This window comes from Variovorax sp. AC103, from assembly GCF_979254005.1.
The window spans coordinates 72,468-99,212 of sequence record NZ_CEEDFC010000007.1 but is presented as its reverse complement, the minus strand read 5'-3'; the positions used below and the strand labels follow the sequence as shown (position 1 = coordinate 99,212).

Below are 26,745 nucleotides of genomic sequence, written 5' to 3'. Positions count from 1 at the left end.
GCCGCACGCCGGCCGACGTCACGCTATCTTCTTTTCCAATGGCCGATTCCGACAACAAGAACAACGACAAAGAAGACGAGCTGGCGGGCACCGAACAGCCGTTCGTGGCTCACCTGGTCGAGCTTCGCGACCGCCTGCTCTATTGCGTCTACGGCCTGGTCATCGCGGGCATCCTGCTGTCCATCTGGCCGGGCCCCGGCGGGCTGATCGACATCATCGCGATGCCGATCAAGGCGCACATGCCGCACGACGCCAAGCTGATCGCCATCGGCGTGTTCTCGCCGTTCTTCGTGCCGCTGAAGGTGCTGATGATGGCCGCCGTGCTGCTGGCACTGCCCTGGCTCATGTACCAGGCGTGGATGTTCGTGGCGCCCGGGCTCTACAGCCATGAGCGCAAGTTCGCGCTGCCGCTGATCTTCTTCGGCAGCCTGCTGGCCTACGGCGGCATCGCCTTCGTGCAGCTGTTCGTGCTGGACAAGATGTTCAGCTTCATCCAGCGCTTTGCGCCAGCCGCTGTGCAGGCGACGCCCGACATTTCCTCGTACGTCGAGGCCATCCTGTCGCTGTACATCGCCTTCGGCGTGGCCTTCCAGGTGCCGATCGTGGTGATGCTGCTGGTGCGCTTCGAGATGGTGACCATCGAGAAGCTGAAGTCCTTCCGCGGCTACTTCATCGTGGTCGCGTTCGTCGTGGCCGCCGTGCTCACGCCGCCCGACGTGGTGTCGCAGCTGGCGCTGGCGGTGCCGATGTGCCTGCTGTACGAGGTGGGCATCATCGGTGCCAAGTACTTCGCCAGCTCCGGCAAGAAACCGGAAGAAGAGGAAGGCGCCGACTCGGCGTCCAGCTGAGTTCCGGCGCGCAAAGCCCGAGGGCGGGCCTTATTCGGGCTGGTTGGGCACCTGCTTGACGGGGCTCTTGGGTCGCAGCCCCGGCGTCACATCCAGCTCCATCTTGTCGCTGCCGCGCTGCAACGCGAACCGTGAGCTGCTGCCGGGCTTCAGGCCCGCCACCGCGGTCAGCAGCGCCTGCACGCTGTCCGTCTTCTTCTCGCCCACCGCGATGATCACGTCGCCGGGGCGAATGCCGGCCTTGGCGGCCGGGCCGTTCTGCAGCACGCCGGTGATGATCACCCCCGTATCCGCCTTCACGCCGAAGGTCTCGGCCAGTTCGGGCGACAGTTCGTTCGGCTCCACGCCGATCCAGCCGCGGCGCACCTGGCCTTCCTTGACGATCCCCTCGAGCACGATCTTGGCCATCGACACCGGAATGGCGAAGCCGATGCCCATGCTGCCGCCCGAGCGCGAATAGATCGCGGTGTTGATGCCCTGCAGGTTGCCGTTGACGTCGATCAGCGCGCCGCCCGAGTTGCCGGGGTTGATGGCCGCGTCGGTCTGGATGAAGTTCTCGAAGTTGTTGATGCCGAGCTGGTTGCGCCCCAGCGCCGAGACGATGCCGCTGGTCACGGTCTGGCCCACGCCGAAGGGGTTGCCGATGGCCAACACCTGGTCGCCCACCTGCAGCGCGTCGGAGTCGCCCAGCACGATCACGGGCAGCTTGTCGAGTTCGATCTTCAACACGGCCAGGTCGGTGTCGGGGTCGGTGCCGATCACCTTGCCCCGCGCGTGGCGGCTGTCGTTCAGCGTCACCTCGATCTCGTCGGCGCCCTCGACCACGTGGTTGTTGGTGAGGATGTAGCCGTCGGGGCTGACGATCACGCCGCTGCCCAGGCCCATCTGGGGCTGGTCGTCCTGGTCACCGAAGAAGAAGCGGAACCAGGGGTCGTTGCTGCGCGGGTGGCGCTGAGCGGCCTTGCTGGTGTTGATGCTCACCACCGCGGGCGAGGCCTTCTTGGCCGGCACGCTCAGGCTGCCGGGTGCCGGGATGGCCGCGCCGCCCGCCGGCGCCTCCACGATGGACACCACGCCGCCCAGCGACGTCGAGCGCTTGTTGATCCACTCGGGCTTGAGCGTCGCAACGACGAAGTAGGCCGCCAGCAGGACGGTCACGGCTTGGGCAAAGAGCAGCCAGGTGCGTTTCATGAAAAATTGGAGAGAAAGACGGTGGAAGACTGCCTGGAGATGCAGCAATGTTGTCAATTGTCCACCAATCGCATGGGACAGAGACCGCGCTGTCCGGTCGAGATTCGGACGGCCCACGTGCGGAAATAAGGGTTAACACTTAGCATCTCCCGTCGGCCCGAACCGGGCCGCTCTTTCAGGCCTCCTGCGGCGCCCATCCGGCGAACGCGGCCAGGCATTTCGTCCACGCGCCATTGTTCCGTTTCTCATCCGCTCTACGGGCGGGCGCGCGGCCACGACCTCCCTGCCAGCCATGACTTCACAAGCAACCCTCCCGGACGGCGCCCAGCCGCAACCGGCCCGCACGCTCGGCGCGAGCGACTACAAGACCCTGGCCCTGTCCGCCCTCGGCGGCACGCTGGAGTTCTACGACTTCGTCATCTACGTGTTCTTTGCCACCGTGCTGGGCGCGCTGTTCTTCCCGGTGGACATGCCCGACTGGCTGCGCCAGCTGCAGACCTTCGGCATCTTCGCGGCCGGCTACCTGGCGCGCCCGGTGGGCGGCATCGTCATCGCGCATTTCGGCGACGTGTTCGGGCGCAAGCGCATGTTCACGCTGTCGATCTTCCTGATGGCGGCGCCGACGCTGGTCATCGGCCTGCTGCCCACTTACGCGAGCATCGGTATCGCGGCGCCGTTGCTGCTGCTGGCCATGCGCGTGCTTCAGGGCGCGGCCATCGGCGGCGAAATGCCCGGCGCCTGGGTGTTCGTGGGCGAGCACGTGCCCGCACGGCGCTACGGCTTCGGCATCGGCATGCTGACCTCGGGCATCACCGGCGGCATCCTGCTGGGCTCGCTGATTGCCGTGGCCATCAACCGCCACTACGCGCCGGAGCAGGTGAGCGACTTTGCCTGGCGCATTCCGTTCATCCTGGGCGGCGTGTTCGGGCTGGTGTCGGTCTACCTGCGCCGCTTTCTGCATGAAACGCCGGTGTTCAAGGAACTGGCCAGCCGCCGCACCGTGGCGCGCGAGCTGCCGCTGCGCACCGTGCTGCGCGAACACCGCCTGGCCTGCGTGTATGTCGCGCTGCTGACTTGGGTGCTGTCGGCCGCCATCGTGGTGGTGGTGCTGTACACGCCCACCTACCTGCAGAAGGTGCACCACATTCCCGCCGCGTTGGCGCTGGAGGCCAACGCGCTGGCCACGCTGACCCTCACGCTGGGCTGCATGCTGACCGGCTGGGCCAGCGACCGCATCGGCACGCGCGCGGTGATGCTGGTCGGCTGGGGCGGCCTGTTCGCCACGGCGTACCTGTTCTACAGCGGACTGCCCGGCACGCCGACCACGCTGTTCTGGCACTACGGCCTGGTGGGCCTGTTCGTGGGCACCATCGCCACGGTGCCGATCGCCGGGGTGCGCGCCTTTCCGGCGCCGGTGCGCTTCACGGGGCTTTCGTTCGCCTACAACATGTCGTACGCGGTGTTCGGCGGGCTGACGCCGGTGATCCTCACGCTCTGGCTGCAGCACGACACGATGGCGCCCGCGCACTACGTGGCGGTGCTTGCGGGCCTGGGCTTCCTGCTGGCGTTCCTGCCGCTGGCCGCGCGCGGCCATGCCATGCGCGACGGCACGGCGGGCGAGGGCGGCGCGACAATGTCGCGATGAGCACCACCCGCCACGAACTGCTTCACGCATTCGACCTGCTGCTGGCCCCCGGCCGCTTCAAGGACTACGGACCCAACGGCCTGCAGGTCGAGGGCCGCACCGTGGTCCGCAAGATCGTCTCGGGCGTCACTGCCAGCCGCGCGCTGATCGAGGCCGCGATCCACGCCGAGGCCGATGCCATCTTTGTTCACCACGGCCTGTTCTGGCGCGGCCAGGACGGCTGCGTCACCGGCTGGATGAAGCAGCGCCTGGGCTTGCTGCTGGGCGCCGACGTCAATCTGTTCGCCTACCACCTGCCGCTGGACGCGCACCCGGAGCTCGGCAACAACGCACAGCTGGGGCTGCAGCTGGGGCTCGTGGCGCATGCCGGCGCCGGCGGGCGCTTCGGCGAACAGGAGCTCGGCTTTCTCGGCGCGCAGGAACGCGGCGCCGGCTTCGCCGATGCCCGAACGCTCGCCGTGCATGTCGAATCGGTGCTGAAAAGGCCGGTAACGCTGGTGGATACTGCGCATCGCGCTATTAAAAAAATAGCGTGGTGCACAGGCGGCGCGCAGGGCTACTTCGAGGCCGCGATCGCAGCGGGCGCGGATGCCTTCATTACCGGCGAGATCTCCGAGCCGCAGGCCCATTACGCGCGCGAGATGGGCGTCGCCTACCTGGCCTGCGGGCACCACGCCACGGAGCGCTACGGCGCGCAGGCGGTGGCCGCGCACGTGGCGACGCAGCTCGGCCTGGTGCACGAATTCATCGACATCGACAACCCCGCATGAACGACGCCATCGCCATCACCCTGGGGGACCCGGCGGGCATCGGCCCCGAGATCATCGTCAAGGCCTTCCGCGACGCGCCGGAGGCCGCCCGCGGCGCCTTCGTCGCGGGCGACGTGGGCACCGTGCGCCAGGCCTCGCAGGCGCTGGCCGCGCCGGGGCACCCGGCCTGGCCGGTGCTGGAGATCGAATCGGTCGCCGAGGCCGCCACCGTGCCGCCGCGCTGCATTCCCGTGCTGCAGGTGATCGCTGCGCCGTCGCACATCGCCCAGGGCCGCATCAGCGCGGAGGCCGGCCGCGTGGCGGGCGAATGCGTGGTGTGGGCCGCGCGGGCCGCGCTGCGCCGCGAAATCGGCGCCATCGTCACCGCGCCGCTGCACAAGGAGGCGCTGTCGGCCGCCGGCTTTCCGTACCCCGGCCACACCGAGCTGCTGCAGGCCGAGGCGGCCGCGCACCTGGGGCGCACCGTGGCCGAGGTGCCGGTGCGCATGATGCTGGCCAACGACGAGCTGCGCACCGTGCTCGTGAGCATCCACATGTCGCTGCGCAACGCCATCGACGCGGTGCGCTTCGAGGGCGTGCTCGACACGCTGCGCATCACGCACCGGGCGCTGACCCATGCGCTGGGCCGCGCGCCGCGCATCGGCGTGGCGGGCCTGAACCCGCATGCGGGGGAGGGCGGCCTGTTCGGCTCGGAAGAGCGCGAGATCATTGCGCCGGCCATCGAGGCCGCGCGCGCCGAAGGCATCGACGCCCGCGGGCCCTACGCGCCCGACACGGTCTTCATGCGCGCGCGCGCCAAGGCGGGTATGCCGGCCAGCGGCGAGTTCGATGTGGTGGTGGCGATGTACCACGACCAGGGCCTGATCCCGGTCAAGTACCTGGGCGTGGAGAAGGGCGTGAACGTGACGCTGGGCCTGCCGCTGGTGCGCACCAGCCCCGATCACGGCACCGCGTTCGACATTGCGGGAACGGGGCGGGCCGATGCGGCCAGCCTTGTCGAGGCGCTGCGCATGGCCAGGGTGCTCAAGGGCGCCTGAAAGGCACCCGGCTTGCCTGAAGGGAAGGTGCCTGAGCGGCACCTTCGTGCTCAAGGGCGCTGCTTGAGGCTGTCGCGAATCTCGCGCAGCAGCACCACGTCTTCGGGCGTGGCGGGTGCCGGCACCGGTGCCGGCTCGTCGTTGCGCTTCATGCGGTTGATCTGCTTGACCATCATGAAGATGATGAAAGCCAGGATCACGAAGTTGACCGCGATGGTGATGAAGTTGCCATACGCCAGCACCGGCACGCCGGCCTTCTTCAGGTCTGCCAGCGTGTGCGCCACGCCGGGCGGTGCGGTGCCCAGCACCACGAACAGGTTCGAGAAATCGAGCTTGCCGAACACCAGACCGGCGATCGGCATGATGATGTCGGCCACGAGTGAGTCGACGATCTTGCCGAATGCGGCCCCGATGATCACGCCCACTGCGAGGTCGATCACATTGCCCTTGACGGCAAATTCCTTGAATTCACTGAGGATGCTCATGATTCAAATGGCTGCTTGAGCTTTGCTTGTTGAGGGAGACGCTAGTATGCCTGCGGAACCCTCGCACGCATGCGCGTCTCCCGGTGGGGTTTGCCTCTCCCGCCCCCGTTCTCCGCCCGTCTCCTGACCTCACCCATGCACAGTTTCTGGCAGGCCTTCACCTGGTTCGGTGACAGCGGCTTCTTGCTGCCCACGGCGCTGCTTGTTGCGCTCTGGCTTTTCGCGGACACCGGCTCGCGGATGGCCGCTGCGCAATGGGTGCTGCTGTTTGGTGCCTGCGGCCTTGTCGTCATGGTGTCGAAGATTGCCTTCATGGGATGGGGCATTGGCAGCGCCACCCTCAACTTCACCGGCTTCAGTGGCCACACCGCGCTGGCGACCAGCGTGTGGCCGGTGTTGCTGTGGGCGACCGCGTCGCGCTTTTCCGCGCGCGTGCGCCTCATGGCCGCGGCCTTCGGGTGGTGCCTGGCCATGGCCATCGGCGTGTCGCGGCTGGCGCTCGAAGCGCACTCGAACTCCGAAGTCGTGGCTGGCGCATTGCTGGGCACGCTCGCGAGCGCGGTGTTCCTGGCGCTGCAGCGGCACGCGCCTGCGCGGCCGTGGGGCGCGCGCTGGATGCTGCTTGGCGTGGCAGCGTTGATGGCCGTTCTCATGCATGGCCGCGCGGCGCCGACCCAGGGGGCGCTCGAGATCATCGCCGCCAGGCTCGCCAATCTGGAGCGACCTTTCACCCGGGCCGACCTCCTGCGAAGAAGTTGATTGAGTGCTACGTAACGTGCTCCGCCACATGCTTCGTAACAGTGACGCTAAATAGCGTCCACCTACCGCTTTCCGCAGGCCCGGATTTCACCGATTGCTTCGGTATTCCCCAATGAAATCAATGTGATCGGCCTGAAGACGGGGTCCACGCATCCAACTGTTTCCGGGCGGGCATCGTTCCTGCAACGTCTGATACGAAAGTGAACATTTCTAGTCCCGGAGTTGTCGCCATGAGTCTTGTATTCCAGCCCTCTTCTTCGTTGCCGATGCTGGCGCCCGGAGCGCCCGAGGCCTCCTACGGCGCCGCCTTCCACGGCGTGCTGGTCGTGGAGCAGGACCTCGCCATGGGCGGGCGCATGCGGCGCATCGTGAGCGGGCTCGCGCCGGGTCGCCGCGTGGTGATTGCGTCCACGCGCGCCGAGGCCTGCAACCTGTTGGCGGCGCTGCCTTACGACCTGGTCCTGATAGACATGCGCCTGCCCGACCGCGACGGCGTGGCGCTCATCAAGCACGTTCGCCAGACCTACCCGTGGATCGAAAGTGTTGCGATGTCGGCCGCCGACGACCACGAACTGGTCGACGCCGCCATTGCCGCGGGGGCGGTAGGGTACCTGCTGACCGAGGCGGACGATGCCGAACTGGCCTTCCTGCTGAGATCGATCGAGCGCGGTGGCGCGCCGATGGACTCGCGCGTGGCGCGCCGCCTGCTGAGCATGATCGCAGCGTCGTCCAGGCCGCAGGGGATCGCGCCGGTCGTGACGCGGCCGTCGATGCCGCCGGCGTCTTCCGCCCAAGCCCGTCCGGCGCCCAGCCCGCTGTCGCCGCGTGAACTCAAGGTGCTGCGGCTCATTGCGCAGGGCTGGAGCAATCGCGAGATTGCCGAGGCGGTCTTTCTCTCGGTCAACACGGTCGAGTTCCACGCCAAGAGCATCTATCGCAAGCTCTCCGTGAAGTCGCGGACCCAGGCGGTCCACGAGGCGACGCAGCACGGTCTCCTGAACTGAGAGCCCGTGCGGGGCCGTGCCGCCCCGTCACGCGGGCAGCACGGCCGCTCCTTCGATGGCGCGCAGCGCAAGCCCGCGCGGCGCCCCCGCGCGCCGCTTCAGCGGGTTTTCCGCCTGTTGAAACTCCTTGAAGCGCCCCGCTACAATCCTTGGTTGACCTTGCTACGGTTAAGGTTGGCCCTGCTCCAGCGAAGAAGACAAGAGGATCCCCATGAGTGACATGACCTCCGGCTCGCCCCGGACCGACACCAGCAAGCGGACGTGGTTGATCGCATCCGGATGTGCCGGCGTAGCAGGTGGCGTTGCCACCGCCATCCCCTTTGTGAGCACTTTCCAGCCGTCCGAAAAGGCCAAGGCTGCGGGTGCCGCGGTCGAGGTCGATATCAGCGGCCTCAAGGTCGGCGAGAAGATCACCGTCGAATGGCGCGGCAAGCCGGTCTGGATCCTCAAGCGCACGCCGGCGCAACTCGCCGAACTTCCCAAGCTGGACGGCCAGCTCGCAGACCCGCTCTCCAAGCGTCACCCCGACGAATTCACCCCCAAGTACGCGCAGAACGAGCACCGCTCGATCAAGCCCGACGTGCTGGTCGTGGTCGGCATCTGCACCCACCTGGGCTGCTCGCCCACCGACCGTTTCCAGGCCGGCCCGCAGCCCTCGCTGCCCGCCGACTGGGAAGGCGGCTTCCTCTGCCCTTGCCACGGTTCCACGTTCGACCTGGCCGGCCGGGTCTTCAAGAACAAGCCCGCGCCCGACAACCTGCCCGTGCCGCCGCACATGTACCTGTCGGAAACCAAGCTCCTGATCGGTGAAGATTCCAAGAAGGCCTGAGGCAGAAGAACGACATGGCTGAATTCCACGACATCTCCCCCAATGCGCCCACGGGCGCGAAGCTGCTCAACTGGGTCGACAACCGGTTCCCGCTGAGCAAACTCTGGAACGACCAGTGGGGCAAGTACTACGCACCGAAGAACTTCAACTTCTGGTACATCTTCGGCTCGCTGGCCATGCTGGTGCTGGTGATCCAGATCGTCACCGGCATCTTCCTGGTGATGCACTACAAGCCCGACGCAACCCAGGCGTTTGCATCGGTCGAGTACATCATGCGCGACGTGCCGTGGGGCTGGCTCATCCGCTACATCCATTCGACGGGCGCCTCGGCGTTCTTCATCGTGGTGTACCTGCACATGTTCCGCGGCCTCATGTACGGCAGCTACCGCAAGCCGCGCGAGCTGATCTGGGTGTTCGGCTGCGCGATCTTCCTGTGCCTGATGGCCGAAGCCTTCATGGGCTACCTGCTGCCGTGGGGGCAAATGAGCTACTGGGGCGCCCAGGTCATCGTGAACCTGTTCGCCGCCATTCCGTTCATCGGCCCCGACCTGGCCCTGCTGATCCGCGGCGACTACGTGGTGAGCGACGCCACGCTGAACCGCTTCTTCAGCTTCCACGTGATCGCCGTGCCGCTGGTGCTGCTCGGCCTCGTGGTGGCCCACCTGATCGCGCTGCACGAAGTGGGTTCGAACAACCCCGACGGCATCGAGATCAAGGCCAACCGCGGGCCCGACGGCCATCCGGTCGACGGCATCCCGTCGCATCCGTACTACACGGTGCACGACATCTTCGGCGTGGTGGTGTTCCTCACGATCTTCTCGGCGGTGATCTTCTTCGCCCCTGAAGCCGGCGGGTACTTCCTGGAATACAACAACTTCATTCCGGCCGACTCGTTGAAGACGCCGAACCACATCGCTCCGGTCTGGTACTTCACGCCGTTCTATTCGATGCTGCGCGCGACCACCGACGACATGGTCAACGTGTTCGCGCTGATCATCGGCGCGGCCGCCATCTGGAACTTCGTCAAGGGCAAGTCGGGCACGGGCCTGAAGATCGCGGCCCTGGTCGTGGCGGCCGTGGTCATCTTCCTGCTGAAGACCTTCGACGCCAAGTTCTGGGGCGTGCTCGTGATGGGCGGCTCGGTCATCATCCTGTTCTTCCTGCCGTGGCTCGACCACAGCGAAGTCAAGTCGATCCGCTACCGCCCGAGCTGGCACAAGTACGTGTACGGCGTGTTCGTGTTCTTCTTCCTGATCCTGGGCTATCTGGGCATCCAGCCGCCGGGCGTCTGGGGCAACCTGGTCATCGGTTCCTTTGCCCTCGACATCGCACAGACCATTTCGCAGATCGGCACGCTCTTCTACTTCGGCTTCTTCCTGCTGATGCCGTGGTGGAGCCGCAAGGGCGATTTCAAGCCCGTGCCCGAGCGCGTGGTCTTTGCCGCGCATTGAGACAAGCCGCCCCCAAGAGCTGAGAGAACACACGATGAAGAAAAGCATTTCCGGCTGGCTCGCGGTCCTGGGTCTGGCACTAGGCCTGACCTTTTCCGCGGCGGCGTCCGCCGAGTCCGAGGGCATTGCCTGGGACAAGGCGCCCAACAAGACCAACGACGTGGCATCGCTGCAGAACGGCGCCAAGCTGTTCGTCAACTACTGCCTGAACTGCCACTCGGCCGCGTTCATGCGCTACAACCGCCTGCAGGACATCGGCATCACCGAGCAGCAGATCAAGGACAACCTTCTGTTCACGACCGACAAGGTCGGCGAAACCATGAAGGCCAACATCGACGCGCGCCAGGCCAAGGAGTGGTTCGGCACCACGCCACCCGACCTGACGCTGGTCGCCCGCTCGCGCGCCGGCCACGGCGGCACGGGTGCCGATTACCTCTACACGTATCTGCGCACGTACTATCGCGACGACACCAAAGCCACCGGCTGGAACAATCTCGTGTTCCCGAGCGTCGCCATGCCGAACCCCCTGTGGGAACTGCAAGGCGAACGCCGACCGGTCTACACCAAGGTCGAACAGCACGGCCACGAAACCGAAGTGTTCAAGGGTTGGGAGCAAGTCACTCCCGGCACCCTGACATCCGTGCAATACGACAATGCCGTCGGCGACCTGGTGAGCTACCTGCAATGGATGGCCGAACCGGCACAGAACACCCGCATTCGCATCGGCGTGTGGGTGCTGCTGTTCCTGGCCATGTCGGTGGTTTTTGTGTGGCGACTGAACGCCTCGTACTGGAAAGACGTCAAGTAGTTCCGTCCACGCCGACCGGGCGCCCGCTGGGGGCAACCGGTCCCACAGAGTGGGTTGCCAACGCGACCCACTCTTTTTGATTTTTAGGAGTCTCTCGCCATGATGGTCTTGTATTCAGGAACGACCTGCCCCTTTTCCCACCGTTGCCGTTTCGTGTTGTTCGAAAAGGGCATGGACTTCGAGATTCGCGACGTCGATCTCTACAACAAGCCCGAAGACATCAGCGTGATGAATCCGTACGGCCAGGTGCCGATCCTGGTCGAGCGCGACCTGATCCTGTACGAGTCGAACATCATCAACGAGTACATCGACGAGCGCTTCCCGCATCCGCAACTGATGCCCGGCGACCCGGTCGACCGCGCCCGCGTGCGCCTGTTCCTGCTCAACTTCGAGAAGGAGCTCTTCGTGCATGTCGCCATGCTCGAGAACCGCACCACCAAGGGCAACGAGAAGGCGATCGAGAAGGCCCGTTCGCACATCCGCGACCGCCTCACGCAGCTGGCCCCCGTGTTCCTCAAGAACAAGTACATGCTGGGCGACAACTTCTCGATGCTCGACGTGGCCATTGCGCCGCTGCTCTGGCGCCTGGACTACTACGGCATCGACCTCAGCAAGAACGCTGCGCCGCTGCTGAAGTACGCCGAGCGCATCTTTTCGCGCCCCGCCTACATCGAGGCACTGACCCCGTCCGAAAAGGTCATGCGCAAGTAAGTAAGCTCCGTGCCTGCTTTCACTGTTCTTCGCCGTCTTTCATGATCAACGCGCTCGAGTCGTCTTCCACCCGCCCGTACCTCATCCGGGCGTTGTATGAATGGTGCACGGACAACGGGTTCACGCCCTATGTCGCCGTGCAGGTCGACGACACCGTCCAGGTGCCGCGCGAGTACGTGAAGAACGGCGAAATCGTGCTCAACATCAGCTTCGACGCGACCAGTTCGCTCAAGCTGGGCAACGATTTCATCGAGTTCAAAGCCCGTTTCGCGGGCTCGGCGCGAGAAATCAGCGTGCCGGTGGGGCGCGTGATTGCGATCTACGCGCGCGAGAACGGACAGGGCATGGCGTTTCCTGCGCCTGTGCCCTCCGTTCCCGCGGACCTGCAGGGCGGCGACGCCCCGGCGGCCGTGCCGTCGCCGCAGGGCCCGGCGCGCATGCCCTTGCGTGACGCTTCGCGCGGCACCGAAGGCGACGCCGGCAAGGTCGTCCACCTGGTGACGGGCGAGGACGGCGACGAATCCGTCGTCGATACCGGTGCAGGCACCGACCCGGTCGATGAGCCGCCACGCCCGCCGGTCAACGGCGGCTCGCGGCCGTCGCTCAAGCGCGTCAAGTAGGTGTGTGCAGGGCGGGCGGCCATGCCGGCCGACGCCACTAGAATCACGCACTGGAATTTCAGCCGCTTTAGCTCAATTGGTAGAGCACCCGCCTTGTAAGCGGAAGGTCGTCAGTTCGATTCCGACAAGCGGCACCATGCAAAGAACCCCCAAGTCAGCCATGGCTTGGGGGTTTTTTCATGCCGATGCCTCTGTGGCTGCGGACTGCGCCACGCCCTGGATCAGCAGCCCCAGCATCGCCAGTTGCGCCACCAGCGCCGGCCGCTGTGCGGAGCGCAGGTTTTCCAGAACCGTGCCCAGCAGCGCCGCGCCCCGGTCGAGCCCGGCCTGCTTCAGGCGCAGCACCTGTGCCTCGGCACGCGACAGCGCATTGCCGCCCTGATGCCGAAGGCCCTGGCGCAGCCATAACGCCAGCAGCGCGAGCGTGTCGTTCGCGAGCGCGTTCAGCGCGGGCGCCTCGTCGACTTCGCTGTGCAGGCCCAGCGGCTGCGGCGCCACCGTCTCGACCTGCAGCACCACGGCGCGTTGTGCGGTCAAAAGGCTCAGCGGCTGCATGACCGCCACGCCACCTTGCAGGTGCACCGTGCCCGCCACGGCGCGCAGCGCGCCATGGTCGCCGGCGAGGGTGCGGGCCAGCGCATCGACCGCGCCCGGCGCCACCGCGCGGTGCGGCAGCGCCAGATGCAGCAGTTCTTCGGCGGGCACCGCCGCGGGCTCGCCTGCCTCGTCCACCAACGCCGGCGCCTGCGCCAGCGCCGCATGCAGCACCTGCGCGGCCGCATCCCAGTGGCACGACACCACCTCCATGCGATCGAAGGCCACCACGTGCAGCTGCCCGGAGGCCCCGGCAGACGCACCGCTCGCCGCCTGCCTGGGCCGGACGAAATCGGGCCGCGCCTCGCGCAGGTGCGCCACCAGCGCGGCCACGCTGCCTTGCCGCAGAGGCGCGACGAGGTCGTTCCACGACGTGGGCGAGAGCGGCAGCACGCCCGTCTGCCGCGCGCCGGCCGTGATGTCGACCAGCCCGTTGGCGCGCCGCGTCGCGGTCTTGGTGATGACCTGCCCGCTCGCGAGCTGCCGCAGCGGAAAGCCTGCCACGCGCCGGTTCATCAGCGCCTGCGCCGCGCCGCCGGCCGCCGCGTCGGCCGCGCGCGTCCACTGGCGCTCCAGCACCGTCACGTTCTGCGTGTCGGGGTCGGCAAAGAGAATGCTCGCGCCTTCCGCCGTGTCGTCGGACCAGAGCTCGGCGCCGAGCGACACCAGCCGCAGGTGGTCGAGCGCCACCTCGCCCTTCACGCCGACGCCGAGGATCTGGCTCGCCAGCAGGGCCGGCCGCGCGGTGCCCGGCTGTTCCGCATGCGCCGCCGCCTGCAGCCGCGCCCACAGCTCGGCCAGCACGCGCACCAGGCGCAGCGGCTCGAAGCGGCTGCTGCGTGCCTGCTGCGCCTGCAGCAGCTGCCACAGCTCGTCGAGCGCGTCGTCGACCCAGTTCCAGCCCAGCGCGCGGGCCTGTTCGCGCACGGCCTCGAAGCGTGCCGCGAGCGCCATCAGCGGCTGGCCCGAGCCGTCGAGCCAGAGCGAGAGCAGCAGGGCGTCGATATGGGCGCGCAGCGTGCGCGCAGCGTCGCCCTGCATCAGCGGCTGCTGTGCGCCGGCCGTTGCGTCCGCATCCGCCGACGTGGGCGGGCGGACTTCGACCATCGCTTCCGCGGCGCCCGGCGTCAGCGCGCCGGCCTGGCGGAACGCCCACACCGCAACCACCACGTGCGCGCAGCCGCTGCCCTGTTTGCAGTCGCAGCGCGCATGCACGAGCGAGCTGCGCGAGAAGAAGCGCACGCTGCACATCGGCAGCCGCGCCACCGGCGGCGCGCTCGCGCTGCGCCACGCCTGCACGCCGACCACCGGCCGCGCGGCGGCCAGCTTGTTCGCCTGTTCGAGCACGGACGGCGCAAAGCTCGCGGCCAGCGCGGCATCGTCGAACTGCGCGGGGTTCCAGGCGCCGTCGGGCTCGGCGGGCGCATCGCCCGCGGCCGCAGGTGCCTGCGCTTTCGAAGACGCCGCCAGCGCCTGGTATGCCAGCACCAGCATCACGCGGTGCCTGCACATGCCGCTGGCCGGGCAACTGCACTGCGCATCGCGCAGGGTGCGCCCCGGCGGCAGGCTGGTGCGCACGCCGTCGTCGAAATGCGCCTGCACCACGCCGTCCGCACCGGCCTCCAGCCGCGGCAGCAGGCCGGCGGCCACGTCCTTCTGCGCACGCTTCACGAAGCCCGCGTTGGCCAGTGCCGTGAGCGCCTCGGGCGTCAGCTCCAGCAGGTCGGTGCGCCATGCGATGTCGCTGCTCATCCCTGCACCTTCTCTGCGAGCCAGCCGGCCAGTTGCCCCGGCGTCATCGCGCCGATCTGCGCGCCTTCGCGCACCAGCCGCGCGGCCATCTCGCGGTCGTAGTTGGGTTCGGCCTGTGCATCGAGCGCGGCCAGGCCCAGCACCTTGGCGCCGGACTCCACCAGCGCCTTCACGCGCCGCACCAGCTCGTGGGGGCTGCCGCCTTCGTAGAAGTCGCTCACCAGCACCACGATGCTGCGGGCCGGATTGGCGACGAGCGACTGCGCATAGCCCACCGCCTTCGCGATGTCGGTGCCGCCGCCCAGCTGCACCTTCATGAGCAGCTCGACCGGGTCGGACACGTCGGCCGTCAGGTCGACCACCGCCGTGTCGAAGGCCACCAGCCGCGTGCGCATGCCGGGCAGCTGCCACAGGCAGGCCGCCATCACCGCGCTGTGGATCACCGAGTCGACCATCGAGCCGCTCTGGTCGATCAGCAGGATGATGTCCCACGGCTCGGCATGCCGCTTCGTGCGGCTGATGAACACCGGCCGCTCCACGTAGAGCTTGCGGCGCTCGGGGTCGTAGCGGTGCAGGTTGGCCGCCAGCGTCTGCTTGAAGTCGAAGTTGCGCGCCACCTTCATGCGCGAGCGGCGGCGCCGGTCGCGGCTGCCGCTGAAGGCCTGGCGCACTTCGGTGGCCAGCTTCTCCATGATGCGGCGCACCACCTCGGCCACCAGCTTGCGCGCGGCCGCCAGCACCTCGGGGTTCATCAGGTGCTTGGTGTGCAGCACGGCGCGCAGCAGCGACTCCGACGGCTCGATGCGCTCCAGCACCTCGAGGTTGGTCACCACCTCGTCGATGCCGTAGCGCTCCACCGCGTCCTGCTCCAGCCGCTCGATCACTTCCTTCGGAAAGAGCGTGTGGATGGTGTTGATCCAGTCCGGCGTGCTGAGCGCCGAGGGGCCCAGGCCGGCGCTGCGTTCGCCGCGGCTCGCGCGGTCGCTGTCGCGGCCGTAGAGCCAGTCGAGCGCGGCGTCGGCCGCTTTCGCTTCGGCGCTCAGGCCGCCGCAGGCCGCCTCGGCCGGGTCGCCCAGCAGCAGGCGCCAGCGTTGCAGCGGGTCGGGAATGTCCAGGCTCATGGGTGAAGCGTTCCTTGCGTATCGTCGAGCGTCACGCCCCAGGCAGCGAGGCGCGCGAGCACGGCGTCTTCCACGCGGCGCGCCTCGGCCAGCTGCGCGGGCGCGGCCTCGCCGGCGCGGTGCGCCGTGAGCGTGCGGCGCGACAGGTGCGCGGCGTCGTGCAGCGCCAGCACCTGGTCGGCCAGCAGTCCGCGTTCCTGGGGCGGCAGCCAGGCGAAGGCGGCGCGCAGGCTGGGCATGGCGCGCACGAAGTCGGCGTTGTCCAGTGCCTGCACGGTGCGGTCCATGCCGGCGATGAAGGCGGGCTCGGACGCCAGCGTCTCGCGCGCCAGCGCCAGCAGGCCGGTGAGCGCATCGCCGAGCACGGGGGCGGGCAGCGAGTGCAGCAGCAGCATCGCCTCGCCCACGCCGTCTTCATGCGCTTGTGCATGCGGCAAGCGACCGGCCAGGCTCAGCGTGGCACCCAGCGCCGCGCCGCGGCTCACGGGCGCGGCGCCGGCGTCGGCGGCCTTGCGCTGCCACACGGCGAGTGCGCGGGCGGGCTCCACGTCGAGCAGCGAGGGCGCGTGCATGTCTTGGGCGTGGTCCTGCGCATGGGCCAGCACGTCGGCCACGATCTGGCGAAGCGCCAGGTGGCCTTCCAGGTGCGGCTGCATGTCGGCCGGCGCCACGGCGGCGGGCGGCTCCAGCAGCCACAGCGCGCGGTCGAAGCCCGCGCCGATCACCACGTGCAGCACCGGCGCGTCTGCCATGCCCAGTGTCTGGCCGTGGCGCAGCAGCGTGTGCAGCACCGACAGGGCGGGCCCCAGCGCCTCGAAGCGCGCTTCGTTGGCAATCGCGCCTTGCAGCTCGCGCAGCAACGCATCGCTGAGCGCCGACAGGCCCGCCCATGCGGCCTGGTTGAGGCCGTCGGCCAGCGGGGCGATCTGGCCTTGCGCCTGCCGCAGGTCGTCTTCCAGCCGGGCGCGCGCGGCGTCGTGCAGGCTTGCGCCCCAGGCGCCGGCCTCGATCAGCGCGGCCTGCTGTTCCAGCGGTTCGCCGAGCGACCAGAGTTCGGTGCGCTCGCCCGACATCGCGAGCTTCGGCCCCTGCGTGCGCCGCACGCCAGGCAGCCGCAGGATCGACAGCCGGTGCAGCACGCGGCTCTTCGCACGGTCGGCCTCGCCCAGCAAGTCGAGCTTGAGCTGCCCGCGCAGCACGATGCCGTGCGCCGCCAGCTCGGCCTGCACCGCGGCCACCAGCGGCGGCTGCGGCGTGCCCGGCGCGAGGCGCCCGACGGTGTCGCCGGCCAGCACGTCCATCGCCTGCACCAGCACGGGATCGGTGCCGGGGCGCATGGCGCCGCGGTAGGTCCAGGGCAACGGGGCGTCGAGCGCGTCTTTCACCAGTGCGCCGGCCAGCGCGTCGAGCCAGTCGGAACGCAGCGGCTTCTCGTGCCCGCGCAGCCGCGCGAGCCCCTGCGCGCGCAGATGCACGGCCATCAGGTCGGCGGTGGAGGCGGGGAGCTTCTTCTCGCGCAGGCGCTGCATCACGTGCTGCAGCGCGCGGTGCGCCGCGCCTTCGGGGCCCAGCTCCCACACCCACTGGTAGTAGGCCGGGGAGGGCATGCCCGAGGCATAGCCGGCAAAGGCGTCCAGGCGCTTGAAGGTGTAGGGCACGAGGTAGGAGCCGAAGCGCAGCGGGGCCTGCGCATCGCGCGTGCCGGCGCCTTCTTCGTCTTCTTCGTCTGGCTCGGTGGATTCGTGCGAAGGTTCGGGCGTGGCGGGCAGGTCGGCGGGCATGCCGGGCCACAGCCGCGCGAGCGCGGGCGCGTGGTAGCCGCCGCACACCACCAGCGCCTGCGCGCGGCCGGGCTCGGCCGGCTGCGCCATCGCCCAGGCGATCCAGCGCGCCATCATCTGTTCGCGCGCCTGGTTGCCCTGCGAGCCGGCGTCGTCGCCGCGCAGATGATCGAAGTAGGTGCGAAGGCGCTGCGCCAGTTCGGCCGCGTCGCAGCCGTCCTCGAACAGGTGGTCCCACAGCGCGTCGCGGCCCTGCACGGAAAGTGTCTCGGTCAGCGCGCGCTCGTAGGCTTCGGCGCGTTCCTCGTGCGCATGGTCGGCCACGTCGGCATAGCGGTTCTCCATGTGCGAGAAGGCGCCGTGCCACGCGGGCAGGTCGATGAAGCGCACGGCCGCGCCCACCTCGCGCGCCACCACCAGCGCCTGCCACTCGGGCGAATGCTCGGCAAAGGGCGACCACGAGCCGTGGTGCCGGTCGTCGCCCGACAGGTAGCTGTAGATCGCCACCGGCAAGCGGTGCGGCAGGTACAGCTCGTCGAGCCGCTCGTTGAAATCGGCCGGGCCTTCGATCAGCACGAACGCCGGGCGCAGCGTGCGGATGCGCTCGGCCACCAGCCGCGCGCAGGCCGGGCTGTGGTGGCGCACGCCGACGATGTGGGGCTGTGTCATGGCGGCGGCATCAGGGCAGGCGATGGCGCGCTTCGTAATACGCGCGCCAGTGCGCCCCGTTGCGCTTGGCCGCCTTCTGCTCGAAGTAGCGCCGCAGCTTGGCGCGGTCGTCCGCGTTGTCCTTCACCACCGTGCCGGCGATGCAGTCGACCAGGTCGGCCGGCGAGCCTTCGCGCTGTTCGAGGAACCAGGCACGCACGCCCACCGCATGCGCCACGTTCACGGCTTCGGCGGTCGACATCACGGCGGTGAGCTTGTCCATCGCGCCGTCGTTGCCCCCGTTGCCGTTGCCTTTTTCAGCCTTGCCAGGCGCGCCGCGCAGGTCGCGGAAGGTCGACACGAGCAGCTCCAGCACCGGCGCGGGCACGGTCTTCGGAATGCCGCTCTGCGCGAGCAGCCGCGCGGACGATTCCTGCACCAGCGCCAGTTCGCGGTCGAAGTCCAGGATGGGGAACACCGTCTCGAAGTCGAAGCGCCGCTTCAGCGCCGCGCTCATCTCGTTCACGCCGCGGTCGCGCGTGTTGGCGGTGGCGATGATGTTGAAGCCCTCGCGTGCGTAGAGCATGCCGTGCTCGCCGGCCAGCTCGGGCACCGCCATCACGCGGTCCGACAGCATGCCCAGCAGGCAGTCCTGCACCTCCAGCGGCGCGCGCGTGATTTCCTCGAAGCGCACCACCTGGCCGCGCTGCATGCCCAGGTACAGCGGCGCGGGCACCATGGCGCGCGGGCTCGGGCCTTCGTTGATGAGCAGCGCGTAGTTCCAGCCGTACTTGATCTGGTCTTCGGTGATCGATGCGCCGCCCTGGATGGTGAGCGTCGAGATGCCCGAGATGGCCGTGGCCAGCAGCTCCGACAGCATCGACTTCGCCGTGCCCGGCTCGCCCACCAGCATCAGCCCGCGGCCGGTGGCCAGCGTGACGAGCATGCGCTCGATGCTGGCCACGGGCGCGACGATCTTCGGCGCGATGCCGAGCGCCGCGTCGCCCAGGATGAACGAGCGCGCGGCTTTCAGGCCCAGTGCCCAGCCGGGCGGGCGCGGGTCGGTGTCCTGCGCCTGAAGGCGCGCGAGCTGATCGGCGTAGAGGATTTCCGCCGGCGGGCGCTGCAGTTGCTGCGATGCCGTACCGGAGGCGTCTTTGGTCTTGTTCGATGTGGCCATGTGTGTGTCGTTCAGGCCCGCAGGCCTTCCATGTCGCGGATCAGTTCGCTCGCGGAAATCGGGTCGAGCTGGTTCAGCGTTTCCGCATCCTGCATGTCGCCCCAGCCCGAGGGCTTGCCGACCTGCACCTGGCCCAGCGTCTGCTCGGGGTACTCGTCCACCATGCCGACGATGATGCCGGGGTCCAGGCTGAGCTCGATCACGCGGCTCGTGCCCAGCGGCTTGCTGAAGTACCAGATGCAGCCTGCGTCCTGCGCCTGGCCGCGGCGCCAGCCCTTGTTGGCCAGCCCCAGCACGCGGCCCGTGGGCACCTTGACGTCCTTCCAGCGCTCCAGCTTCAGGCTCTTCTTTTCTTCGTCGGTCAGCGTGTACACGTCGCGGCCGATCTGCGCGAAGGGCTGCAGCAGCTCGTAGTCGGCGAACACCTGGCCGAAGGCCGCGGCGTCGGCGGCCGGCAGGTCCAGCGCATGCGGCACGCCGATGCGGATGTTCGTGCCGTGGCCCGGTTCCGGCAACTCGAACGCGTCGTCCTCGGCCGTGGTGTAGCTGCCGTCCTCCGCCACGCGGAAGCACGCCTGCAGCGTGCCGCCGTAGTTGGCGTCGCCTTCCACCGCATACACGCCCCAGATCAGCCGCTGCACGATGTGGCGCACCAGCGGATGCTCGACCAGGAACATGCGAAACACCTCGGGCGTCCAGCGCCGGCGCGCGCACATCGCCACCTCCAGGCGCAGCAACTGCTGGCTGGCGATGGTGCGTGCATCCTTCTTCAGCAGCTTGAAGCGCTCGACGGCCTCCTTGCTCAGTTCGGCGTCGTCGGTCTTCTTGGGCTTGGGCAGGTCGGGCAGGCGGGCGCCGTCCACGCCGTCGGTGGTCTCGCGCACATAGGGCTTGAGCGTTTCGTCGAAGCCCACCTTGAACGCGCGCGGGCCGAAGTCCAGCCGCATCGTGCCCTGCTCGTCCAGGCCGAGGTCGGGCGCGAGCCGGTCTTCGAGCTCTTCGGTGCTCAGGCCGCGCGCTTCGGCAATGGCGCCGATCTTCTCGCGCGCCTTGTCCTGCAGGCCCTTGAACTTGACCTTCTGCGCAATGCCGTTGAGCAGCATCAGCGCCACGTCGCTGCCGATGGTCGCCAGCACGTCCAGCCCGGTCACGGCGCGCGCATGCGCCGCCTCGCCGGGCCATGCGCGAATGAAGGGCGTGAGCTTGCGCGCGGTGTCGTCGTTGCCGAACTGGCCCAGCATGGTGAGTGCCCAGCCTTCCTTGCTCGGGCCGCCGGCTTCGAGCCAGGCGGTGAAGGCGTCCCAGGCGAACTCGGCCAGCGAGACGGCGTCGCAGGCTTCCCTGACCACGGCGATGCCGCCGTAGACCTCTTCGTTGGTCGGGAAGGTCAGCATCTGGCCGAGGTTGTCGAGCGCGTCGTCGGGCAGGGCCTTGCCGTTCTTCAGCGCGGGCCGGCGCCAGCCGCGCGGCTGCCAGAACTCGGGCAGCTTGGCGCGCTTGGTGGGGAAGCGGTCGAGCGGGCTTTCGTCGAGCACGGCGCGCAATGCCTCCACCACTTCGGGCTTGCCGTAGCGGCCGGCCACGTCGAGCAGCAGCGCCTCGTGGCCGTTGGCCTGCAGCAGGCGCAGCGCGGAGCCGGCGCAGTCGCGCGCCTCGCCGGCCTTGCCGAGCGCGGGTGCAATCAGGCCGCAGGCGGTGTGCTCGGGGTACTTCAGCAGCCAGGCGCGGCCTTCGGCACGCAGCGTCTTCAGCTTGGCGAAGGCGCGTGCGGCGGGCATGGCCAGCTCGGCCGCGCCGTAGTTCAGCGCGTACGAGAGGTTCTCGGTGGGCTTGCTGCGCACCATGGCCACCAGGCCCGGCAGCACGGCCAGGCCGTGGGTGGCCAGGATGAGCCCGATGTCGTCGCTCTCGGCCTCGCCGGCCACGGCGTTCCAGAACGGCACGCCGACGGCGGCCGGCAGCAGCGCGGCATAGGCCGAGTCGAAGCGAAACCAGTAGTAGCGCTCCTTCTTGCGCTCGGCCACCATCGCGCGCCAGTGGGTGATGAGCGCGTCGGCGTCGCCGGCCTTCACGGCCTCGGCCGCCAGCTTGCCCAGCGGGCCGATCGTCTTCTGCTTCGACTTGTCGAAACCCAGTTCGTCCATCAGCACCGACAGGTCCTGGCGCGCCGATGCATGGCGGTTCATTTGCCAGGAGTTGATGCGCAGCGCCTTCTCGCGTTCGCCTTCCTGCCATTGCTCCACGGGCGTCGATGCCAAGGGTTCCAGCGCGAGCGCGCCGGCCGCTTTCTTCTGCACCTTGGCCAGCCACGGCGGCGCCACCAGCACGCCGGGCAGCTCGCTCGCCTCGGCCACCTCGGTGGGGCCGGCCAGCAGCGCCAGTTGCTGGTCGATCACGGCCTGCGCGCCCGCGTCGAGCCAGGGCCGCAGCGCGGGCAGGGCCGCGCCGTGCGCGCGCAGCAGCCGCGTGAGGCTGGGCTTGACGAGGTTCGCGTCCTTGCCGCCCGACGCGACCAGCCGCGACAGCGCGGGAATCGCCGCCATCGGCCAGCGGTCGACCGACAGCGCCAGGCGTGCCAGCGCGCCCTTCGACGTGCTCGCCACGCGGGCCAGCGCCAGCACCGCATCGGGCGTGCCGATGCAGGCGAGCGCGTCGCCCGCGTCGTCGGTGGCCGCGCCGCGCTCCAGCACGGGAACCGCATCGACGCCCCGCTCCTGCGCCAGCGTGCTGGTCATGGGGCCGCTGCCCCAGAAGCCGCTCGAATAGCTCAGCCGCACCTTGGCGGCCAGCGCGAGGGCGTCGGGGTCGGTGGCGGTCAGCTGCAGCCAGTGCATCGTCTCGGGCGCGGGCTTCGCGGCCGCGAGCGCATGCACCAGCGCGTTGGAAATTTCGGGCGCATCGGGCAGCAGCATCGCCAACGCGGGCTGGCGGCTCGGGTGCACGCGGGGCAGGCCGGCCTCGATGCGGTCGCGGCAGTCCTGCCAGACCTCGGGTGCGGCAAGCGCCAGCTGCGCGCGGAAGGCCTGCTCGCCTTCACCCAAGGGGCCGTAGTAGGCGCTGCCCATCTGCTTGGAGACGCTGGCGCTGAAGCTGTAGTGGTGCTTCTTGGCCGCCCGGTCGTAGTCGGACTGCACCTCGATCTGTTGCGCGGCCAGCAGGATGTCGACCGCGCCCGGCAGGCCGTACTGCACCGCCAGGTAGGGCACCAGCTCCGCGCCCATCTGGCTGTTGCCGTGGTTGCCGCTGCTCAGCACCAGCGCCAGCAGCACGGTGTCGGCCTCGGCGTCGGCCGCGGGAATGGGCTGCGTGCTGCGGTCGATCACGCGCTGCGTGGCGTCGCGCAGCACCGCGTCGGTGCCGGTCATGTTCACGTGGAGTTCGAGCTTGCGGCGCACCGGCAGCCAGGCCGCGCCCACGCTCACCGGCGGCTCCAGGGGCTTGGGCGGAAAGCGGCGCGAGGGGAAGGCTTCGCGCAGCATCTCGGGCGACAGCCGCACGGGTGTGCCGGCGGCGAGCCAGGGCGGTGTGTCGGCGCTGACGGCGGCTTCCGAGGCCGGTGCGGACGAAGCCGCGGCCTGCGTGGTCGAGGCCGAGGTGCCCAGTTCCTTCGCGATGGCCTGCGCATCCTTGGGTGGCGAGCAACTGGTGCCCCAGCCCTCCAGCAGACCCGCGGACTGCAGCCGCTTGAAGGCGAGCGCGGCGCCTTGTTCGCTCACGCCGTGCTGGCGCTTGAGGCTGGCGGGCGAGAGCGTGTCCTTGCGGGTGAGCGTGCCCTCTTCGATCTGCGAGCGCACGCTTTCGAACACGCGGTCGGCCTGGCTGTCGATGCCTTCGGCGGGGGCGTCCGCCGCTGCGGTGTCGCTTGCTGGCGCGGCCTTCGCGGCCGATGCGGCCGTGGCCTTTTCCGGTGCCGCCTCGGCCTTCGGCTTGGTCTCGGCCTTTGTCTCGGCCTTCGCCTCGGTCTTGCCGATGGCCGCACCCGCCGCCACGCCCACTTCGCTGTAGCCCTTGCCCGTCTTCTCGGCCACCAGCTTGGTCAGCGCGGTGGCGGCCTTGGTGGCGTCGGCGAACGACTTGGTCTGGCTCTGGCCCGCGGTGCCGATGCGGCCCCAGCGGATGTTGAGGTCGGTGTCCGACTGCTCCACTTCCCAGAATTTGCTGGCGGTTCCTTCGATCAGTTCAAAACGGCGCATGGAAAAAACGTCCTCCTGTGATGGCATGGAGCGCCCGCGCGCGATGCGCGCAGCGCTGGATGTGGGGCGGATGAATGAGAAGGCCCTGACAGGCCGGACCTGTCAGCCACGCGAAGGCGGTGCCGGCGGTGGTGCTGAAAAAACAGGCAGTGCGAAAGCATGGAATCTCATGCCTGAATCATGCACTGTGCCTCGCGGGACGCGAGGTAAGAAGAAGGTTCGAAAGCCGGACGCGCCGCTGGCAGGCCTTGCGCGCAATTGCTGTCAGCCCTGTGCCGCGCTTCCCGAATTTTCCCCGGCGAACGCATAGGACGGTCCCATGCGCTGCCGCTTGCAATGGCGCAGGGCGCGATCGGCCGATTCGAGCAGGCGCGCCAGCGTGTCGCCGTCGGCAGGGTGGCATGCGATGCCCATGCTGAGCTCGCCGCCCGCGAGCAGCCGGCCTTCGAAGGCCACCGGCGTGGCGCCCGCGGTCTCGATGCGGATCGCCATCTCCGCGAGTTTCTGCCGCGCCGGGTTGCCGGCCAGCAGGATCGCGAACTCGTCGTCGCCCAGGCGGGCCACCATGTCGTCGGCGCGCACCTGCTGGCGCAGGCGTTGCGCGATGGCGGCCAGCACCGCGTCGCCGCCCGCGCGGCCGTGGCGTTCGTTCACGCGCTTGAAGCCGTTCAGGTCGACCATCATCAGCGAGAAGGGACGGCCTTCGCGCAGCCATTCCGTGCCGCGGCTTTCCAGGCCGGCGCGGCTGGTGGCGCCGGTGAGCGCGTCGGTGCCCATGGCGCCCATCAGGGCCTGCGTGCGTTGTTCCAGCGCCTTCTCGGCGCGCAGCACCTGGCGGATGCGCGCGGCCAGCGCCAGCGCCAGCAACGCGAGTTCGGCGATCACGGCGGCCTGCGCGGTGTTCATGCGCAGGGGCGCCCATGGCTGTTCGGCCCAGGCCGGCAGCGGCGTGGCCGAGATGCCGGCCAGCAGCAGCACGGCACCCGCGCAGAACAACGCCACCGTCCAGGGCAACGCGCGCCGCGCCAGCAGCGCACCCACCGCGAGCAGCACGGTGGAGGCCACCACCAGCCCCTGCAGCGCGCGCAGCGTCCAGCCCAGCCGGGTGTCGAGCGCGGCAAAGAGTACGGTGACGGCGAGCGCGGCCAGCAGCACCAGCGCGGCCTTGTCCAGGCGCGGCGCGAAATGCCGCATGCGCAGCAGCTGCCGCGCGAACTGCAGCCGGCACGCGGCCCACAGCACCAGTGCCGCGGCCGGCCAGTGCGCGAATGCATCGTGAGGCGACAGGCTGTTCCATCCGGCAAAGGCGGCCAGCGCGAAGCCGCAGGCCAGCACGTACCAGACATGGATGAACGTGCCGAACACCAGCAGCAGCACGAGGCCGCAGACCATCAGGCCCGCCAGCAGGCCATGGCTCGCACCGTCGGTCATGAGCGACGGTCCTGGGTGGAGGGAAAGCGGGGGCAGGGGCTGGGCGGCATCCGGGTAAGTCGAGGCACGGGCACTGACGAAAGACGAGGTCTCCGATCGTATGCCCGAAGCGCCCACCGCCTATGCGCTGCGTCTCAGAAACCCTCAGGCCGCGCCCACGCTGCCCGTCACCGGCAGCACGATGCCGGTGATGTAGCTGGCGCAGCTCGGCGCGGCAAGGAACACGTAGGCCGGCGACAGTTCCTCGGGCTGGGCCGGCCGCTTCATGTCGGTGGCCTTGCCGAAGTTCTTCACGTCCTCGGGCGCCTTGTCGGCGGGGTTCAGCGGGGTCCACACCGGCCCCGGCGCCACCGCGTTCACACGGATGCCCTTGTCCAGCAGGTTGCTGGCCAGCGCCTTGGTGAAGGCGTGGATGGCGCCCTTGGTGGTCGAGTAGTCCAACAACTGCGCGCTGCCTTCCAGCCCGGTGACCGAGCCGGTGTTGATGATCGAGCCGCCCTTGCGCAGGTGCGGCACCGCGGCGCGCGCCATCTGGAAGTAGCCGAACACGTTGGTTCGCAGCGTGAGGTCGAAGCGCTCGTCGGTGATGTCTTCGATGGACGCCGCGTGCAACTGGAACGCGGCGTTGTTGACGAGGATGTCGAGCTTGCCGAAGGTCTTGACGGTCTTGCCGACCGCCTTGTCGCAGAACGCCGGCTTGCGCACGTCGCCCTTGACGAGCAGGCAGCGCGCGCCTTCGGCTTCCACATGGCGCCGGGTCTCCTGTGCGTCGGTGTCTTCGTCGAGGTAGACGATGGCCACGTCCGCGCCTTCGCGTGCGTAGAGCACCGCCACCGCGCGCCCGATGCCGGAGTCGCCGCCGGTGATCAGCGCGGTCATGCCCTTGAGCTTGCCGCTGCCCTTGTAGTCCGGCGCTTCGAAGCGAGGTCGCAGCGCCATGCCGGCTTCGTGGCCGGGCTTGTCCAGGTGCTGGGTCGGCAACGGCGTGGCGGGTTGTGGCCGGGGGCCGGCCTGCACCGCTGCCTTCTTCGCTTTCTTCTCTGTCTTTTTCGTGGCCGCAGGCTTGGCGCTGTCCCGCGCGTCCTGTTTGCGCTGCGCGGCGCGGGCGGTGGTGCTGGCTGACTTCATGGACGGCATCTCCTGTGGCAAATGATCACGGTAGAACGCGTGCGCCCGGCGCGGCCGTAGGAGTCCGCCGCCAAAACGCGCCCGCCACCCCCGGCCCGCCAACCCGGCCTGATTGCCGACCCTCTTTCAACCAGTGCCGACGCCAGCCTACGCGTGGCGCGGCGGCCGGCGGCGATAAACACGCTGCCATGCCAACGCCCCAGCAACAGCCCCAGAAGAATCCGTCGATCGGTGAGCTGACCCACCGCAACATCGAAGCCATCCTCTGCCTGGAGGAGGGCAACCGCCGCTCGAAGCCCGCGCTCTACAAGCTGGTGGCGCGCATGTCGCGCTTCTGCGGCACCGTGGCCTTCCTGTGGTGGAACCTGGGTTTCTTCGCGCTGTGGATCGTGCTCAACCAGTGGGTGTGGAAGATCGACCCGTACCCCTTCACCTTCCTGCTGTTCCTGGTGTCGATCGAGGCCATCGTGCTGGCCATCATGATCCTCATCAGCCAGAAAATGTCCGACGAGGAGAACGAGCGCCGCCACCACCTGGACCTGCAGATCAACCTGCTGAACGAGCGCGAGATGACCGCCATGCTGCGGCTGGTGACCCGCATGGCCGAGAAGATGGAACTGCCGCCCGAGGCCGACGACGAAGTGAAGGCGCTGACCGAACGCACCGACCCGGGCAAGGTGCTGCACCAGATCGTGTCGGCCGAGGCTGCGCACGGCAAGGGCGCCTGAAGCGCCCCTTGCGCCCCTTGCGCCCCATGCG

The 26,745-nt window shown here is 68.9% G+C and carries 21 protein-coding genes and 1 tRNA gene; 13 read left to right on the top strand and 9 right to left on the bottom strand.

Translation table 11 applies throughout. From position 1 onward, the window contains the following. Nucleotides 1–38: 38 nt before the first annotated feature. Nucleotides 39–848, top strand: coding sequence for a twin-arginine translocase subunit TatC (tatC, locus tag AC0IYU_RS12520; protein WP_472117080.1), 810 nt, complete (start codon nucleotides 39–41; stop codon nucleotides 846–848). Between the two features lie 30 nt (nucleotides 849–878). Here the strand turns inward: tatC and AC0IYU_RS12515 are convergent, their stop codons facing one another. Further along, nucleotides 879–2,039 carry a trypsin-like peptidase domain-containing protein gene (locus tag AC0IYU_RS12515; protein WP_472117079.1) on the bottom strand — a complete coding sequence of 387 codons (1,161 nt, stop codon included), beginning with the start codon at nucleotides 2,037–2,039 and terminating at the stop codon, nucleotides 879–881. 292 nt (nucleotides 2,040–2,331) lie between these two features. Between AC0IYU_RS12515 and AC0IYU_RS12510 the strand changes: the two genes are divergently transcribed. Genes AC0IYU_RS12510 through pdxA form a run of 3 tightly spaced genes read left to right on the top strand, consistent with a single transcriptional unit; the run spans nucleotide 2,332 to nucleotide 5,491 of the window. After that, nucleotides 2,332–3,684 (top strand): MFS transporter, encoded by a 1,353-nt coding sequence (locus AC0IYU_RS12510; protein WP_472117077.1) that lies wholly within the window; start codon nucleotides 2,332–2,334, stop codon nucleotides 3,682–3,684. Then, the gene (locus AC0IYU_RS12505; protein WP_472117075.1) at nucleotides 3,681–4,454 is read left to right on the top strand and encodes a Nif3-like dinuclear metal center hexameric protein; all 774 of its coding nucleotides are present in this window, start codon (nucleotides 3,681–3,683) and stop codon (nucleotides 4,452–4,454) included. The genes AC0IYU_RS12510 and AC0IYU_RS12505 overlap by 4 nt, the downstream gene beginning before the upstream one ends. Continuing rightward, nucleotides 4,451–5,491, top strand: coding sequence for a 4-hydroxythreonine-4-phosphate dehydrogenase PdxA (pdxA, locus tag AC0IYU_RS12500; RefSeq protein WP_472117072.1), 1,041 nt, complete (start codon nucleotides 4,451–4,453; stop codon nucleotides 5,489–5,491). Before AC0IYU_RS12505 ends, pdxA begins: the two co-directional genes overlap by 4 nt. 50 nt (nucleotides 5,492–5,541) lie before the next feature. On the opposite strand, the gene mscL is transcribed toward pdxA, so the two are convergent. Then, entirely contained in the window at nucleotides 5,542–5,976 is a 435-nt protein-coding gene (mscL, locus tag AC0IYU_RS12495; protein WP_435482819.1) for a large conductance mechanosensitive channel protein MscL, read from the bottom strand. Between the two features lie 69 nt (nucleotides 5,977–6,045). Here mscL and AC0IYU_RS12490 point away from each other — a divergent pair, with 69 nt between their 5' ends. The 8 genes from AC0IYU_RS12490 to AC0IYU_RS12455 all read left to right on the top strand — a co-directional run bounded on the left by AC0IYU_RS12490 (nucleotide 6,046) and on the right by AC0IYU_RS12455 (nucleotide 12,295). After that, nucleotides 6,046–6,735 (top strand): phosphatase PAP2 family protein, encoded by a 690-nt coding sequence (locus AC0IYU_RS12490; RefSeq protein ID WP_472117069.1) that lies wholly within the window; start codon nucleotides 6,046–6,048, stop codon nucleotides 6,733–6,735. Nucleotides 6,736–6,965: 230 nt separating this feature from the next. Next, on the top strand, nucleotides 6,966–7,739 hold the full coding sequence (locus AC0IYU_RS12485; protein ID WP_472117066.1) for a LuxR C-terminal-related transcriptional regulator: 774 nt from the start codon (nucleotides 6,966–6,968) through the stop codon (nucleotides 7,737–7,739). Nucleotides 7,740–7,950: 211 nt separating this feature from the next. Then, complete coding sequence (gene petA, locus AC0IYU_RS12480) at nucleotides 7,951–8,568, top strand: ubiquinol-cytochrome c reductase iron-sulfur subunit (protein ID WP_472117063.1); 618 nt, start codon at nucleotides 7,951–7,953, stop codon at nucleotides 8,566–8,568. A 14-nt stretch (nucleotides 8,569–8,582) separates the two neighbouring features. Continuing rightward, nucleotides 8,583–10,019 (top strand): cytochrome b, encoded by a 1,437-nt coding sequence (locus AC0IYU_RS12475; protein WP_472117060.1) that lies wholly within the window; start codon nucleotides 8,583–8,585, stop codon nucleotides 10,017–10,019. 34 nt (nucleotides 10,020–10,053) lie between these two features. Continuing rightward, nucleotides 10,054–10,827, top strand: a complete 774-nt coding sequence (locus AC0IYU_RS12470; RefSeq protein ID WP_435482838.1) for a cytochrome c1 — start codon at nucleotides 10,054–10,056, stop codon at nucleotides 10,825–10,827. 99 nt (nucleotides 10,828–10,926) lie between these two features. Further along, nucleotides 10,927–11,538 carry a glutathione S-transferase N-terminal domain-containing protein gene (locus AC0IYU_RS12465; protein WP_435444840.1) on the top strand — a complete coding sequence of 204 codons (612 nt, stop codon included), beginning with the start codon at nucleotides 10,927–10,929 and terminating at the stop codon, nucleotides 11,536–11,538. A gap of 41 nt (nucleotides 11,539–11,579) precedes the next feature. Next, complete coding sequence (locus tag AC0IYU_RS12460; protein ID WP_472117057.1) at nucleotides 11,580–12,158, top strand: ClpXP protease specificity-enhancing factor; 579 nt, start codon at nucleotides 11,580–11,582, stop codon at nucleotides 12,156–12,158. A 61-nt stretch (nucleotides 12,159–12,219) separates the two neighbouring features. Next, nucleotides 12,220–12,295, top strand: a tRNA-Thr gene (locus AC0IYU_RS12455). 40 nt (nucleotides 12,296–12,335) lie between these two features. Here AC0IYU_RS12455 and AC0IYU_RS12450 read toward each other — a convergent pair. The 7 genes from AC0IYU_RS12450 to AC0IYU_RS12420 form a co-directional block, all read right to left on the bottom strand. After that, entirely contained in the window at nucleotides 12,336–14,504 is a 2,169-nt protein-coding gene (locus tag AC0IYU_RS12450) for an SWIM zinc finger family protein (protein ID WP_472117054.1), read from the bottom strand. Beyond that, complete coding sequence (locus tag AC0IYU_RS12445) at nucleotides 14,501–15,625, bottom strand: VWA domain-containing protein (RefSeq protein WP_435482841.1); 1,125 nt, start codon at nucleotides 15,623–15,625, stop codon at nucleotides 14,501–14,503. Before AC0IYU_RS12445 ends, AC0IYU_RS12450 begins: the two co-directional genes overlap by 4 nt. Beyond that, on the bottom strand, nucleotides 15,622–18,075 hold the full coding sequence (locus AC0IYU_RS12440) for a DUF5682 family protein (RefSeq protein WP_472117051.1): 2,454 nt from the start codon (nucleotides 18,073–18,075) through the stop codon (nucleotides 15,622–15,624). Before AC0IYU_RS12440 ends, AC0IYU_RS12445 begins: the two co-directional genes overlap by 4 nt. Nucleotides 18,076–18,085: 10 nt before the next feature. Then, nucleotides 18,086–19,234 carry an ATP-binding protein gene (locus tag AC0IYU_RS12435; RefSeq protein WP_472117049.1) on the bottom strand — a complete coding sequence of 383 codons (1,149 nt, stop codon included), beginning with the start codon at nucleotides 19,232–19,234 and terminating at the stop codon, nucleotides 18,086–18,088. Between the two features lie 11 nt (nucleotides 19,235–19,245). Next, entirely contained in the window at nucleotides 19,246–23,427 is a 4,182-nt protein-coding gene (locus tag AC0IYU_RS12430) for a WGR and DUF4132 domain-containing protein (protein WP_472117046.1), read from the bottom strand. A gap of 264 nt (nucleotides 23,428–23,691) precedes the next feature. Beyond that, nucleotides 23,692–24,858, bottom strand: a complete 1,167-nt coding sequence (locus AC0IYU_RS12425; protein ID WP_472117044.1) for a GGDEF domain-containing protein — start codon at nucleotides 24,856–24,858, stop codon at nucleotides 23,692–23,694. Between the two features lie 144 nt (nucleotides 24,859–25,002). After that, nucleotides 25,003–25,986 (bottom strand): SDR family oxidoreductase, encoded by a 984-nt coding sequence (locus AC0IYU_RS12420; protein WP_472117041.1) that lies wholly within the window; start codon nucleotides 25,984–25,986, stop codon nucleotides 25,003–25,005. A 188-nt stretch (nucleotides 25,987–26,174) separates the two neighbouring features. Between AC0IYU_RS12420 and AC0IYU_RS12415 the strand changes: the two genes are divergently transcribed. Further along, entirely contained in the window at nucleotides 26,175–26,714 is a 540-nt protein-coding gene (locus tag AC0IYU_RS12415; protein ID WP_472117038.1) for a DUF1003 domain-containing protein, read from the top strand. Nucleotides 26,715–26,745: the final 31 nt, after the last annotated feature.

What these genes read in the sequence shown, in the direction of transcription:
- tatC (WP_472117080.1), top strand. Translation starts at nt 39, where the DNA reads ATGGCCGATTCCGACAACAAGAACAACGACAAAGAAGACGAGCTGGCG.
- AC0IYU_RS12515 (WP_472117079.1), bottom strand. Translation starts at nt 2,039, where the DNA reads ATGAAACGCACCTGGCTGCTCTTTGCCCAAGCCGTGACCGTCCTGCTG.
- AC0IYU_RS12510 (WP_472117077.1), top strand. Translation starts at nt 2,332, where the DNA reads ATGACTTCACAAGCAACCCTCCCGGACGGCGCCCAGCCGCAACCGGCC.
- AC0IYU_RS12505 (WP_472117075.1), top strand. Translation starts at nt 3,681, where the DNA reads ATGAGCACCACCCGCCACGAACTGCTTCACGCATTCGACCTGCTGCTG.
- pdxA (WP_472117072.1), top strand. Translation starts at nt 4,451, where the DNA reads ATGAACGACGCCATCGCCATCACCCTGGGGGACCCGGCGGGCATCGGC.
- mscL (WP_435482819.1), bottom strand. Translation starts at nt 5,976, where the DNA reads ATGAGCATCCTCAGTGAATTCAAGGAATTTGCCGTCAAGGGCAATGTG.
- AC0IYU_RS12490 (WP_472117069.1), top strand. Translation starts at nt 6,046, where the DNA reads ATGCGCGTCTCCCGGTGGGGTTTGCCTCTCCCGCCCCCGTTCTCCGCC.
- AC0IYU_RS12485 (WP_472117066.1), top strand. Translation starts at nt 6,966, where the DNA reads ATGAGTCTTGTATTCCAGCCCTCTTCTTCGTTGCCGATGCTGGCGCCC.
- petA (WP_472117063.1), top strand. Translation starts at nt 7,951, where the DNA reads ATGAGTGACATGACCTCCGGCTCGCCCCGGACCGACACCAGCAAGCGG.
- AC0IYU_RS12475 (WP_472117060.1), top strand. Translation starts at nt 8,583, where the DNA reads ATGGCTGAATTCCACGACATCTCCCCCAATGCGCCCACGGGCGCGAAG.
- AC0IYU_RS12470 (WP_435482838.1), top strand. Translation starts at nt 10,054, where the DNA reads ATGAAGAAAAGCATTTCCGGCTGGCTCGCGGTCCTGGGTCTGGCACTA.
- AC0IYU_RS12465 (WP_435444840.1), top strand. Translation starts at nt 10,927, where the DNA reads ATGATGGTCTTGTATTCAGGAACGACCTGCCCCTTTTCCCACCGTTGC.
- AC0IYU_RS12460 (WP_472117057.1), top strand. Translation starts at nt 11,580, where the DNA reads ATGATCAACGCGCTCGAGTCGTCTTCCACCCGCCCGTACCTCATCCGG.
- AC0IYU_RS12450 (WP_472117054.1), bottom strand. Translation starts at nt 14,504, where the DNA reads ATGAGCAGCGACATCGCATGGCGCACCGACCTGCTGGAGCTGACGCCC.
- AC0IYU_RS12445 (WP_435482841.1), bottom strand. Translation starts at nt 15,625, where the DNA reads ATGAGCCTGGACATTCCCGACCCGCTGCAACGCTGGCGCCTGCTGCTG.
- AC0IYU_RS12440 (WP_472117051.1), bottom strand. Translation starts at nt 18,075, where the DNA reads ATGACACAGCCCCACATCGTCGGCGTGCGCCACCACAGCCCGGCCTGC.
- AC0IYU_RS12435 (WP_472117049.1), bottom strand. Translation starts at nt 19,234, where the DNA reads ATGGCCACATCGAACAAGACCAAAGACGCCTCCGGTACGGCATCGCAG.
- AC0IYU_RS12430 (WP_472117046.1), bottom strand. Translation starts at nt 23,427, where the DNA reads ATGCGCCGTTTTGAACTGATCGAAGGAACCGCCAGCAAATTCTGGGAA.
- AC0IYU_RS12425 (WP_472117044.1), bottom strand. Translation starts at nt 24,858, where the DNA reads ATGACCGACGGTGCGAGCCATGGCCTGCTGGCGGGCCTGATGGTCTGC.
- AC0IYU_RS12420 (WP_472117041.1), bottom strand. Translation starts at nt 25,986, where the DNA reads ATGAAGTCAGCCAGCACCACCGCCCGCGCCGCGCAGCGCAAACAGGAC.
- AC0IYU_RS12415 (WP_472117038.1), top strand. Translation starts at nt 26,175, where the DNA reads ATGCCAACGCCCCAGCAACAGCCCCAGAAGAATCCGTCGATCGGTGAG.